This is a genomic window from Paracoccus sp. pheM1 (genome assembly GCF_018499825.1).
GTDB classification, from domain to species: domain Bacteria; phylum Pseudomonadota; class Alphaproteobacteria; order Rhodobacterales; family Rhodobacteraceae; genus Paracoccus; species Paracoccus versutus.
The window spans coordinates 2752997-2765731 of record NZ_JAGXCX010000001.1 but is presented as its reverse complement, the minus strand read 5'-3'; the positions used below and the strand labels follow the sequence as shown (position 1 = coordinate 2765731).

General features: G+C 73.7%; 8 protein-coding genes. 5 read left to right on the top strand and 3 right to left on the bottom strand.

The window, feature by feature from the left end; genetic code table 11:
* Together KF941_RS13975 and KF941_RS28035 are read right to left on the bottom strand one after the other, a co-directional pair.
* Positions 1 to 1499 (bottom strand): ImcF-related family protein (locus KF941_RS13975; protein ID WP_240540307.1); only part of this gene is annotated, 1499 nt, incomplete at its 3' end.
* On the bottom strand, positions 1475 to 1828 hold the full coding sequence (locus KF941_RS28035) for a M15 family metallopeptidase (protein WP_240540428.1): 354 nt from the start codon (positions 1826 to 1828) through the stop codon (positions 1475 to 1477). The genes KF941_RS13975 and KF941_RS28035, both read right to left, overlap by 25 nt.
* A 140-nt stretch (positions 1829 to 1968) precedes the next feature.
* Between KF941_RS28035 and KF941_RS28360 the strand changes: the two genes are divergently transcribed.
* On the top strand, positions 1969 to 2103 hold the full coding sequence (locus tag KF941_RS28360; RefSeq protein ID WP_276315850.1) for a hypothetical protein: 135 nt from the start codon (positions 1969 to 1971) through the stop codon (positions 2101 to 2103).
* A 345-nt stretch (positions 2104 to 2448) separates the two neighbouring features.
* Here the strand turns inward: KF941_RS28360 and KF941_RS13965 are convergent, their stop codons facing one another.
* Positions 2449 to 3204 carry a protein phosphatase 2C domain-containing protein gene (locus tag KF941_RS13965; RefSeq protein WP_214272236.1) on the bottom strand — a complete coding sequence of 252 codons (756 nt, stop codon included), beginning with the start codon at positions 3202 to 3204 and terminating at the stop codon, positions 2449 to 2451.
* Between the two features lie 187 nt (positions 3205 to 3391).
* On the opposite strand from KF941_RS13965, the gene KF941_RS13960 reads away from it, so the two are divergent.
* From KF941_RS13960 to KF941_RS13945, 4 genes are all read left to right on the top strand, one after another.
* On the top strand, positions 3392 to 3904 hold the full coding sequence (locus tag KF941_RS13960) for an OmpA family protein (RefSeq protein WP_166435530.1): 513 nt from the start codon (positions 3392 to 3394) through the stop codon (positions 3902 to 3904).
* A gap of 112 nt (positions 3905 to 4016) precedes the next feature.
* Positions 4017 to 5786, top strand: a complete 1770-nt coding sequence (locus tag KF941_RS13955; protein WP_214272235.1) for a ShlB/FhaC/HecB family hemolysin secretion/activation protein — start codon at positions 4017 to 4019, stop codon at positions 5784 to 5786.
* 31 nt (positions 5787 to 5817) lie between these two features.
* On the top strand, positions 5818 to 10737 hold the full coding sequence (locus KF941_RS13950) for a filamentous hemagglutinin N-terminal domain-containing protein (protein ID WP_214272234.1): 4920 nt from the start codon (positions 5818 to 5820) through the stop codon (positions 10735 to 10737).
* Complete coding sequence (locus tag KF941_RS13945) at positions 10706 to 12655, top strand: caspase family protein (protein WP_214272233.1); 1950 nt, start codon at positions 10706 to 10708, stop codon at positions 12653 to 12655. Before KF941_RS13950 ends, KF941_RS13945 begins: the two co-directional genes overlap by 32 nt.
* Positions 12656 to 12735: the final 80 nt, after the last annotated feature.

Sequence of the window (12735 nt, the reverse complement as noted above, 5' to 3'; positions counted from 1 at the left end):
CGGACGGCGACGGCCAGTTGCAGCGCGTGCGGGCGGCTGCGGTCGGTGCCGCCGGCCTGGCGCCAGACCTCGGCGATCAGCGCCGCCAGGGGCGAATCCGGCCGCGACAGCGCCCCCGAGACCAGCACCGCCCGCCGCCGGTCGTCGAAGGAGCGCAGTCGCAGGTCGCCCAGCCAGTCCTGCCAATGCTGCAAGGTCGCCCCCTGCAACAGCGCCATCACCCGGTCGGGGCTGTCGTTCTGCGGGGCGGGCACTTCGGCGAACAGCGCCGCGCCGGCCTGCCTTGCCGCCTCGACCGCCAGGCCCGCGCCGCGGGCGCGCGCCATGTCCCAGCCGGCGGCGGTGTAGAGCCCCGGCACCGGCCGGTCCAGCGGCAGGCCCGAGCGGCGCTCGGCAATATCCGCCAGCGCGGGCAGCGCCTGCAAGAGGTGCCAGGGCGGCAGCGCCGCCGCCTCGGCCGAGCGGCGCAGCTCCAGAAAGGCGCGCTCGGGCTCGGGCGTCTCGGCCGCAAGGACGCGCGCCTGCGCCAGCAGTTCGGCATCGGGCGGCGCGATGGGGGTGTCGGGGCGGTGCGGCAGGGCCAGCAGATGCGGGGCAAGGCCGACCAGGGCGGGATCGGCGCCGGCGCGATCCTCGGCCCAGCCGGCCAGCCAGGCGGGTTGCCAGTCGGCCGCACCCGACAGCACCGACCAGGCGCGCAGCGTGTCATAGGCGGCGGCCGGCTCGCCCTCGCCGGCCAGGGCGGCGTCGATGGCGCGGGCCAGGGCCGGCGGCAGGTGGCGGGCGCGCCCCTGGGCCAGCGCAGCGGTGGCGCGGCGGGCGGCATCGCGGCCAGTCAGCCAGCCCAGCGGGCGCACCCGCACCCGCGCGATGCCCGCCGCCACCTGCGCCTCGGCCCGCCGCAGCCGGTCGAGCCGCGCGCCCAGGTCGGCAAAGGGCGCATCGCGGTCCAAGCCCGCCGCCACAGCCTCGGCCTGGAACAGCCGGTCCAGCGCCCGGCTTTGCCCGGTCTCGACCCACAGCGCCCAGGCCAGCGCGGCCAGCAGCCAGGCCGCCGCCAGCACCGCCAGCATGGCGCCCCAGCCGGCGGGCCGGCTGCGGTCCAGCGCCTGGCGCCGCGCCTCGGTCCGGGCCAGGCAATCGGCCACCAGCGCGCGCACCGGGTCCAGCTCGGCCCCGCCGCGCCGCAGCGCCTCGGCCAGGCTGGCGCCGTCCATGGCGCCAAAGCCGCGCGCCGCGCCCTGCCAGCCCGGCAGCGCCGGATTGGCCGCGCCCGCATCCTGCAAGAGCAGCGCCAGCGCCGCCCGCGCCGCCGCCACCGCCTGCGGCGGCAGGCCCGCGCGCAGCGCCTCGGTCCCGAAGCGGTCCAGCAGCACCCGCGCATGGCCGGCCAGCGCCGCCATGTCCTCGGCCACCCAGGGCAGTCGGTCGGCATAGGCCAGCACCGGCCCGGCCAGCCGTTCGGCGGCGGCGCTCAGAGCTTCCCCTCGGCCTGCCATTTGCGCAGCGTCTCCTCGCCGATCTCGAAATGCATCGAATCCTCGCGGCTGTTATAGGCGGCGCCCCAGAACCAGCCCTCTTCGTTGAAATATTCGGCCAGGATCAGCAGGCCGAACTGCGTCGCGCCATCGGCAAAGGGATCGAGCTGCCCCTCCAGCGTCAGGTCGATGGCCGTGCCCCAGGAATGGTTCGAGATCGACCGGGTGGAGCCGCGGATCAGCCGCGCGCAAAGCCCGCCGGCGGTGCCCAGCTTGGCATGGATGTCGGGATCGCTCTGCTCCAGCCGCTCCAGCACCCGCGCCAGGCTGTCGAGCGCGGGCTTCAGCATGGTCACGGTGATGGGACCGACCTTGCGCGTCTCGATCAGCGCCGCAGCCGGGGTTGGTCACTGGGCGCAGCGGGGGTTGGTCACGGGCTGGCAATCGGTGTTGTAGCTTTTTCTCGCGCGGCGGCCCCAGGATCGCCAGCATGGTCGCATTGCGCGGCTGGGTGATGCCCTTGTTGAAGCGCGACTTGGCCAGCCGCATCTGCTCGGTCAGCGCCTCGGTCGGGGGCGGGCTTTCGAAATCCTCGCCGCCCAGGTCCGCCGGAGGGGCGGCCTGAAGCGGCGGCGCGACCGGGGCGCGGTTCGCCACCAGGCTCAGGTCGTCGCGCAGCTGCGCCAGATCGGCGCGCAGGCCCTGGCGTTCCACCCGCGCCTCGGCCAGCGCCTCGCGCAGCAGGGCCAGTTCCGCCTCTTGCCGGGACAGGCGCAGCTCGGTCGCCTGGTCGGCGCTGTCGAGAAACCAGGTGGTGACCGCAAAGGCGATGGCGCCGATCACCACGCCGATCGCCACGATGATCGGCGCGGCCAGGCTGCCCGCCGGGCGCGGCGCGCGGGCCCGGCCGCGCCCCGGCATCGCGCTGCGCGCGGGCGGGGCGGTCGGCGGGGCGGGACGGCGGCCCATCTCAGCCCGGCCCGATGTCGACCACGATGACCGAGACATTGTCCGGCGCCCCCGCCGCCAGCGTCTGCTGCAACAGCCGGGCACAGGCGGCATCGGCGGGCGTGCCGGCGGCCAGCGCCGGGCCGGGCCGGGTCTCGCGCAGCGCCTGCGCCAGCGCGGCATCGGCCAGCACATGCGTCAGCCCGTCCGAGCAAAGCAGCAGCCGGTCCCCCGCCGCCAGGTCCAGCGCCGCCAGTTCCGGCGCCGCCCCCGCCCCCACGGCGCGGGTGACGATATTGGCCTGGGGGTGGTCGCGCGCCGCCTCGGGCGCCAGCCGGCCGGCATCGACCAGCTCCTGCACCAGCGAATGGTCGCGGGTCAGCCGCGCCAGCCGGTCCTCGCGCAGCAGATAGGCCCGCGCGTCCCCGGCCCAGGCCAGCGTCAGCCGCCCGCGCCGGATCACCGCCGCGACGGCGGTGGCGCCGATCACCGCGCCCTCGCTGCGGCCGCGCACCGCGATCAGCGCATCGGCCGCGGCAAAGCGCGCGGCCAGCGCGGCGGCAGGGTCTTCGCCGTCGGCGACCGTCTCGAGCGCGTCGATCACCCGGTCCGCGGCATAGCCGCCCAGCCGGTGCCCGCCCATGCCGTCGGCCACCGCCCAGACCCGGCCCGAGGGATCGACCAGGATCGCGTCCTCGTTCTGGTCGCGCACCGTGCCGCGATGGGTCAGCCCCGCGCCCCTGACCGACAGGCCGCGCCGGGTGGTGGGACCGTTCACCGGGTGATCCTTTGCGGGCAAGGCAGCCTCATCCCGAACAATCGCGCAAGAATTGAAAACATCTTTAGTTTAGCGTAAAATAATCTTTCAGGGATGCAGTTTTTTTATGGTGATTCCCGTGCTGCGGACCGGCTTGGCCATATTGTCCGGTATTTGCCTTCTGGTCGGTTCCGCCCAGGGGCAGGACTTGACCGAAGAACAGATCCTGCAACGCTTCGAGGCCCAGCGCGAGATGTATCGCGCCACCGTCCAGGGCCAGAAGACGCGCGGGCTGGACATGATCGCCGTCCCCCAGGGCGGCGAGCCGGCAGGGGCCGAGGCGCCGGCAGAGGGCGGCACCGTGGTCTTCGGCGAGTTCGCGCCCGAGCTTCAGGTCAATATCGCCATCCGCTTCGCCTTCGATTCCGCCAGCATCGCGCCCGACCAGCACCCGCTGCTGGAAAAGATGTGCGGGGCCATGCGGCAGTCGGACGTGGCGCTGTTCCGCATCGTCGGCCATACCGACGCCAAGGGCTCGGACAGTTACAACGAGACGCTTTCGAAGCTGCGCGCCGAAGAGGTGCGCCGCTGGCTGGTCCAGGATTGCGGCATCGCCGCAGCGCGGCTGGAGGCGCTTGGCATGGGCAAGCGCTTCCTGGCCAATCCCGCCGACCCGGCGGCAGCCGAGAATCGCCGGGTCGAGTTCCAGGCATTGAGTTGACGCGACGGGCCGCCCCGGCAGCGGCTGGATACCGATAAGAAGAACGCTTTCGACGGGCTGACGAAACCGGGGCGGCATCCCTGCCGCCGCATCGTTCGGGGGAGGCAGGAACGTGACATCTGCAAGACGCGGCATCCGCCGGCCACGCCCCTTCGCCCGCCCGGCAGGCCCGATCGCGGCGCTTGCCGCGGCGGCCCTGCTGGCGGGGCCGGCGCAGGGCCAGACACGGATCCCGACCGCAAGCCAGATCACCCAGGACAGCTACCAGCCGCCGATGCAGCGGCTGACCGGCGCGGTGGTGTTCAGCGGCTCGCCGGGGCTGGCCGCGCCCGAGGGCGCCGAGCGGCTGTCGATCCAGCTGGCCGATGTCCGGGTCGAGGGCGCCCTGCCCGGCAGCGAAACCCGCATCGCCGCGCTGCGCCAGCGCCTGATCGGCAAGCGGATCGCGGTGTCCGAGATCTTCGCCGCCGCCTCGGATCTGGAGGCGGGCTTCGTGCGCGACGGCTATGTGCTGGCGCGCGTGGTCATCCCGGCGCAGACGCTGGAGGATGGCGGCCCGCTGCGCCTGACCGTGGTCAACGGCTTTGTCGAGAAGATCGACACCAGCGCCGCGCCCCCCGGCCTGCGCGCCCGGCTGGACGCCGTGACCGCGCCGCTGATCGACCGCCCCACCCTGCGCCTGCCCGACATCGAGCGGCGGCTGCTGCTGGCGGGCGACATGTTCGGCGTCGCGCTGGGATCGGCGCTGTCCACCGGCGCCCGGCCCGGCGGCACAGTCATCATCCTGAACCCGCAATTCCGCACGATTACCGGCTTCGTCGGGCTGGACAACAGCTTCTCGCGCGAGCTGGGGCGGTGGAACCTCAGCGCCGGGGTCGAGCTGAACAACCAGCTCGGCCGGGGCGAGGTGTTCTACCTGCGCGCCTCGGGCCATCCCAAGCTGGGCGAGCGGGGCTATCTGGACGACCGGCCGCAATTGCGCACGCTGGCGGGCGGCGCGGTGTTTCCGCTGGGCAACGACGGGCTGACCTTCGGGATCGAGGCGGCCAGTTCCAAGGCCGGGCCGGACAGCGGCGACGTGGCCACGGCCTCGGATTTCGACCGGCTGTCTTTGCGGCTGTTCTATCCGGTGGTGCGCTCGGTCAAGCGCAACATCTCGGTCACGGCGGCGCTGGACCTGCAACGCGACCGGCAGGATCTGGAAACCGGCGCCGGCGATTTCGGGATCTACAAGGACCGCACCCGCGTCCTGCGCCTGACCGGCGAGGGCAACTGGCAGCTTTCCGACCAAAGCGCGCTGCGCATGGCGGCCGTCCTGTCGGTGGGGCTGGACGCCCTGGGCGCGCGCAGCGCCGCCGAGGCGACGCCGGCCGAGCCCCTGTCGCGGGCCGGCGCGGATGCGGATTTCCGCAAGCTGGAGCTGTCCTTCCGCTACGACCGCGACTTTCGCCAGGACTGGAGCATGGCGCTGTCGGGGCAGGCGCAGAGCGCCTTCGGCGACCCGCTGCTGTCGAGCGAGCAATTCGGCATCGCCTCGACCGAGGGGCTGTCGGCCTTTGACCTGGGCAGCCTTTCGGGCGATTCCGGCTGGTTCCTGCGCGGCGAGGTGGCGCGGCATTTCCCGGCGCAGGGCTTCGGGCACCCGCTGGTGGTCAGCCCCTATGTCTTTGCCGCCATGGGCGCGGTCCATCTGGAGAATCCCACCGTCGACGAGGCTGCGCGCATCGAGGCCAGCTCGTTCGGCATCGGCGTCGATCTGCGGCTGATCCGCGATCCCAGCTATTCCTCGGCGCTCATCAGGTTGGAATACGGCAAAGGGAACAGGGACGATGGCCAGGAAGATCCCTCGCGTTTCACGATCGTCAGCACCTATCGCTTCTAGCCCCGGCCGCAGGCTTTGGGCGGCGCTGCTCATGTGCAGCGCGCTGGTGCCGGGACCGCTGGCGGCGCAGACCCTGCCCAGCGGGCCGAACGTGGTCGGCGGCAGCGCCAGCGTCACCACGCCGAACCCCGGCGCCATGCGGGTCGACCAGCAAAGCGACCGCGCCATCATCGACTGGACCAGCTTCAGCATCGGCGCCGGCGGCTCGGTCCGGGTGCATCAGCCGGGGCGCGATGCGGCGCTGCTGAACCGCGTGACCGGCGACAGCCCGACCCGGATCGACGGCTTCCTGGGCGCGAACGGCCAGGTCTTCGTCGTCAACCGCAACGGCATCCTGGTCGGGCGCGAGGGGCGCATCGCCACCGCGGGCTTCGTCGGCTCGACGCTGGACATCTCGAACGAGGATTTCACCGCCGGCCGGCTGCGCTTTTCCGGCGACCGGCCCGGCAGCGCCGAGAATCGCGGCCGCATCGACATCATCCCCGGCGGCTATGCCGCACTGCTGGGCGGGCGGGTCGCCAACAGCGGCACGATCCGCGTGCCGCTGGGCACGGTGGGGCTGGGCGCGGGGCGGCGGGCGGTGCTGAACCTTTCGGGCGACGACTTCCTGTCGGTGGCCCTGCCCCCGGCCGAGGACGGCGACGCCATGGCGCTGGTCCGGCAGCACGGCCGCATCTCGGCCGATGGCGGCGTGATCGAGATCGAGGCGGCGACGGCGCGCCATGCCGCGCGCCATGCGATCAACCTGACCGGCGTGACCGAGGCGCGCACCGTCTCGGGCCGCTCGGGGCGGGTGGTGCTGGGCGGCGGCGACGGCGGCCGGGTGCGCATCGCCGGCCGGGTCGATGCCAGCGGCGGCCGGCGCGCCGCGGCCCCTCCGGTCAGCGCCGCGCGGCCGGCGGCGCGGCCCGAGCGCGGCGGCAGTATCACCGTCACCGGCGCCGAGATCGCGCTGGAGGGCGCGGTACTGGATGCCAGCGGCACCGGCGGCGGCGGGCTGATCCGCGTCGGCGGCGATTATCGCGGCGGGGCCGGCCTGCCGCGGGCGCGCCGCACCACGCTGGACGCCGGCACGCGGCTGCTGGCCGACGGCATCGGCCGTGCCGATGGCGGGCGGATCATCGTCTGGTCGGACGAGCATACCCGCTTGGCCGGCGGCGTGTCGGCGCGCGGCGGCGACATGGGCGGCGACGGCGGCTTTGCCGAGATCTCGAGCCATGGCGCCCTGGCGATCCGCAGTTCCGACGTGCGGGTCTCGGCCCCCCGCGGCCGGCCGGGGACGGTGCTGTTCGACCCGCAGAACCTGCGCATCGTCGACGAGGAGACCTTTGACCCCGACGATCCGACGCATGTGCTGGTAACGGACATCTATGGCATGTTGCTGGACCCCGGCCACTATATCCTCTCGACCGCGGGCGAGGGCGACGATGCCGGCGACCTGGTCGTCGATACGCCGATGACCCTGACCTTTGCCGCCGGCGCGGCCAGCCATCTGGACCTGCGCGCCGACAACGACCTGCTGGTCAATGCGGCGATGAGCTGGAGCGGGCCGGGCCAGCTGTCGCTGACCGCCGGCGCCGGCCTTACCACCCTGGGCGCGCTGAGCTGGGGCGGCGCGACGGCGCTGAACCTGGCGGCGGGCGAAGGCATCGCGCTGAACGCGCCGGTGCAGGGGCCGGCCGGGGTGCTGAACCTGCAAGCGCCGCTGGTCACGGCGGCGGCGGGCGTCTCGGTGGACAGCTTCCGCCTGAACGGCGCCTCGCAATGGCGGCAGGTCGCGGCCACGCTGCCGGGCTTTGCGGCGCGCGATTTCGCGCTTTCCGACACGGCGGGCTTCCTGCGGGCGACGGGCGGCGCCGGGACCGCCGCCAGCCGCTATGTCATTACCGATGCCTATGGGCTTCAGGGCATCGGCTCGGCCGGCTATGCCGGGGCGCATTACGCGCTGGGGGCCGACATCGCCGCAACGGGCACGGCCGGCTGGAACCTGGGCGAAGGGTTCCGGCCCATCGGCAGCCGCGGCACCCCCTTCTCGGGCAGCCTCGATGGCGCCACGGCGGCGGGCGGGCGCCATGCGATCAGCGGGCTGGCGCAGGTGGTCTCCTCGGGGCCGGGCGGGCTTTTCGGCATCATCGCTGGCGCCACGATCCAGAACCTGCGCCTGCTGGACATCGCGCTGGAGGCGCGGCAAAGCTTCGCCCCCGTCGCGGGCGGGCTGGTCGGCGAGACGCAGGCGGGCAGCGCGCCCAACGTGATCGAGAACGTGCTGGTCGCCGGCCGGATCGCGGCCGAGATGGGCGAGGATTCGGTCAGCAGCGCCAGCTTTGGCGGCCTGGCCGGGCTGTTCGGCGACGGCCGCATCGCCGATGCGGAATCCCGCGTCGCCCTGGCGCTTGCGGGCGAGGCGGACGGCTGGGGCGACGTGATCCTGGCCGGCGGCCTTGTCGGGCAATCGCTGGGCGGGATGACGATCACCGGCAGCCGCTATGCCGGCAGCATCGATTCCGGCTTCGACGGATCCGAGGACAACAGCGAAGGCTTCGCCCCCGCCTCGCGGATCGGCGGGCTGGTCGGGCTGACCCAGGAGGGCGACAGCATCGCCGATTCCACCGCCGCCGCGCAGATCTCCCAGACCGACAACGGCAACTGGATCATCGGCGGGCTGGTGGGCGAGAACGCGGCGGACCTGTCCGGGGCCTCGGCCAGCGGCGGCATCACCCTGTCGCAGGACGATGTCGGGACCATCCGCCTGCTGGCCCTGGGCGGCCTGGCCGGCACCAGCAGCGGCGCCATCTCGGACGCCTGGAGCGACGTTTCCATGGACCTCGACACCGCGGGCTATGTCCGGGCCGGCGGGCTGGTCGGCGTGAACGAGGGCACCATCGGCGCCGCCTATGCTCTGGGCGGGCTGGGCCTTGTCCTGTCCGGCCTGCCCGAGGGCGACAGCATCGCCGAGATCGGCGGCCTGGCCGGCGCGAACGAGGGCGAGATCGCCGATGCCTTTGCCGACAATGCCGTCAGCGTCTCGGGCAATGCGGTGACGGCGGCGGGCGGGCTGGTCGGCTGGAACCTGGGCACCATCGCCCGCGCCCGCGCCTCGGGCAGCCTGGAGGTCGCGCTGGACGGCACCGAGGCGCTGGACGGCCCGCGCTCGGCCCTGGGCGGGCTGGCGGGGTGGAACGACGGAAGCATCGCCGATGCCTATGCGCTGGCGCCCGTGACCTATTCCGGCAACCTGCCCGCGACCATCGGCGGGCTGGTCGGCTCGAACGCCGGCGGCATCGCGCGGACCCATGCGGCGGGCCGGATCAGTTCCACGGCCGCGGCGGGCCTGCTGCGCATCGGCGGGCTGGTCGGGGCCAATGACGAGGGCGAGGGCACCGGCAGCACCACCGCCTCGTTCTGGGACCGCCAGGCCAGCGGGCAGCAGCAATCCGCCGGCGGCAGCGGGCTGACCACGGCGCAGTTGCAGGACACGGCGGGCTTCATGGCCCGCGCGACGGGCTGGAGCTTCACCACCACCTGGGCGCCGGGCGGCAATGGCGCCTATCCGCAGCTCTACAGCATCGACCCGGTGCTTTGGGCCGAACTCGCGCCGCTGTCCGCGACCTATGGCGACGCCCTGCCCACGCCCGGCGGCACGGTGCATGGGCTGGGCCGCTACCTGTTCGGCGACCAGCCCCTGGTCGCGGGGATCTTCGGCCTGCCGGCGGGCGTGCGCAATGCCGGAACCTATCCCATCCAGACGGCGGGCAGCGTCACCTCGGCCGAAGGGACCGGCTATCGCATCATCGCCTCGGCGGCGAGCCTGACCATCAACCGCGCGCTGCTGACCGTCTCGGCCAACGACCTGAGCAAGACCTATGGCGAAGAGCGCCGGCTGCTGGTCGGGGACGCCACCGCGACGGGCCTGCGCTATGACGACCGGCTGGCCGCGCTGGACCTGGCCAGCGAGGGCGCGGCGGCCGGGGCCTGGGTCGCCGGCTCGCCCTATGTCATCGGTGCCGGCGGCGCCCGGATCGAGGGCGCGGGCGGCGATGCGACCGGCAATTACATCATCACCTATGCCGAGGGCGCGCTGGAGGTCTTGCGCCGCGCCATCACCATCGGCGCCCGCGACGCCGCGGCCCGCTTCGGCACCGCGCCGGTGCTGGACTGGGCGCTGATCGCGGGCACCCTGGCCCAGGGCGACGCGATCACCGACGTCCTGCTGGCCAGCGATGCCGCCGCGGCAAGCCCGCCGGGCGCCTACGGCATCACCGCCGCGGACGCGCGGATGCTGGCGGGGGCCGAGGCGAACTATGCCATCACCTATGCCCCCGGCACCTTGCAGATCCTCAGCCCCGGCACGGCCAGGGGGTTGCCCATCGCGCAGAACACCCTGCCGGAGACCGGGCTGCCGAACCCCACGGACGGCCCCCTGCCCCTTCCGGTCACGCTGCCGACCGATCCGCCCTTGATCACAGACGGCGGCGGCGTGCAGGAGGACGGGCTGGCCCGGCTTGCCGCCCTGTCGGACGAGGTGTCGCAGATGATCGACGCCTGCAGCCAGCACGAGGGCCAGGCCGAGGACATGCTGGCCTGCCTGTCGCGGGCGCTGGACCGCTATTCCAGCGCGCTGGACCAGCTTTCGGCGGAACTGCCGCCCTCGATGCAGACGGTCTCGGCCATCCTGCGCCAGGCCAGCGCCGAGATCGGCGCGGCGCGCAGCCGGGCGATGGACCGGCTGGCCACGGCCGGCAGCGATACCGAGCGCCGCGCCATCCGCGGCGACGCCCTGCGCGAGGCCAGCCAGGCCATCGCCGGCGCGCGGGCCGAGATTGTCAAGCAGATCGCGCTGCTGCGGGTCGAAGACCCCGAACTGGCCCGCGCCCATGCCCGGCAGGAGGGGCTGATCCTTGCCACGGTCGAGAAAGCCGATGCCGTCCTGGTGCGCGCGGTCGGGCTTTAGGCCCGCCCTCATCCTCGCCGCGCTAGTCGCGGCACTGTTCCTGGCCGCCGAGGCCGCGGCGGCGCCCAAGGTGGCGCTGGTGATCGGCAATGCCGCCTATGGCGGCGTGCCGGCGCTGGACAACCCCGCCAACGATGCCGAGGACATGACCGCGGCGCTGCGCGACCTGGGCTTCCAGGTGATCCTGGGCGTGGACAGCGACCAGGCGCAGATGCGGGCGCTGATCGGCCAGTTCGGCGCGGCGGCGCAGACCGCCGAGGTGGCGCTGTTCTACTATGCCGGCCATGCCTTTCAGGTCGCCGACCGGAACTATCTGCTGCCGCGGGATTTCCGACTGGAGCGGCTGGACCAGGCCACCGAGCGCACCGTGGCGCTGGATGAGGTGCTGGGGGCGATGGCCGGGGCGCCGGGGGTCAAGATCGTGCTGCTGGACGCCTGCGGCGACAATCCGCTGCGGCTTGCCGGCGCCGGCCGCGGACTGGCCCGGATCGGCAGCCCCGCGGATTTCCTGATCGCCTATGCCACCCAGCCCGGCGCGGTGGCCTTTGACGGCGCCGGCCGCAACGGCACCTTCACCGAGGCGCTGCTGAGCCATATCCACACCCCCGCCCAGGACATCGGCGAGATGATGATCTCGGTGCGCAAGGACGTGATGGCGCGGACCGGCGGGCAGCAGATCCCCTGGGACGCCTCGGCGCTGACCCGGCGGTTCCGCTTTGCCGACGGCCCGCCCACCGCCTCGCCCGAGACGCTGTTCTACCAGGTCTCGGTCCGCGCCGCCGATCCGGCGCTGCTGCGGCTTTACCTGCAGCGCTATCCCAACGGCAGCCATGTCGGCGAGGTGCTGGCGCTGCTGGCGCAGGATCCCTCACGCACGGGCCAGGCGCGGCGCAGCATGGGGCCCGAGGCCGAGGGCGCGGCGGGCGAGCAGCTGTGGGATCTGGCGCGGCGCAGCCGGCTGAAGCCGCTGCTGGAAAGCTATGCCCGCAGCTATCCCGACGGGCCGCATATCGGCGAGGCCCGGCGGCTGCTGGCCGAGCTTTCGGCGCAGGCCGATCCCGGCCCCGCCCGGCGCTGTGAATTGCTGGCGACCCATCCGCGCGACGGGACCGAGACCACGCCCGGCGTCTCCTACGAGCTGCTGGCGCAGAACGCCGTCGAGGCGATGCATGCCTGCGACGAGGCGAGCCGGCTTCACCCCCGCCAGGCGAAATATGTCGCGCTGCTGGCACGGGCGACGGCGGCGGCCGGCCTGCGCGCCGAGGCAGTGGCGCTTTACGAAACCGCGGCCGGGCGCGGCGACCTGCGGGCCATGGTCAGCCTGGCGCTGCTGAAGGAAACCGGGGACGGCGTGGCCCCTGACCCGGCCGGCGCGCTGGCGCTTTACGAAAGGGCGGCCGCCGCCGGCAGCGCCGATGCGGCGATCAACCTGGCGGTGACGCTTCTGGACAGCCCCCGCGCCCAGGACCAGCAGCGCGGCATCACGCTGATGCAGCAGGCCTCACAGGCCGGGTCGCCGATCGCCACCTTCAACCTGGGCGTGCTGGCGCAAGAGGGCCGCTTCGGCGATCCCGGCGACGCCCGGACGCTGTTCGAGCGCGCGGCGCGCGAGGGCGAGCCGCGCGGCCACCGCGCCGCGGCCGTGCTGCTGGACGAGGGGCGCGGCATCCCCCGCGACCCCTCGCGCGCGGCGGTGCAGCTGCTGCTGGGCGTCGCGTCCGACGATGGCGGCCTGCTGCGCGAGCTGGCCGAGCAGGGCGGGAACTGGAACCCCGAGACGCTGAGCGCGCTGCAACGCCGCCTGGCGCGGGCGGGACTGTTTCAGGGCCCGGCGGACGGCATGCCCGGCCCGGCGCTGAGCCAGGCGCTGGAACTGTGGCGCAACGGCGGCTTCGACGCGGCGGCACTGTCGGGCTGAGCGCGGCCGCCACGCCGGCAATGCGTCGGAACCGGCCGGGTCTTGCCGGGCCTTGCCGGGCATCTGCTGCCTGCGCAACC

Bases quoted from the DNA above. Each gene is read 5' to 3' on its own strand.
- KF941_RS28035 (WP_240540428.1), bottom strand. From the start codon at position 1,828: ATGCTGAAGCCCGCGCTCGACAGCCTGGCGCGGGTGCTGGAGCGGCTG.
- KF941_RS28360 (WP_276315850.1), top strand. From the start codon at position 1,969: ATGGTCGCATTGCGCGGCTGGGTGATGCCCTTGTTGAAGCGCGACTTG.
- KF941_RS13950 (WP_214272234.1), top strand. From the start codon at position 5,818: ATGTGCAGCGCGCTGGTGCCGGGACCGCTGGCGGCGCAGACCCTGCCC.
- KF941_RS13945 (WP_214272233.1), top strand. From the start codon at position 10,706: ATGCCGTCCTGGTGCGCGCGGTCGGGCTTTAGGCCCGCCCTCATCCTC.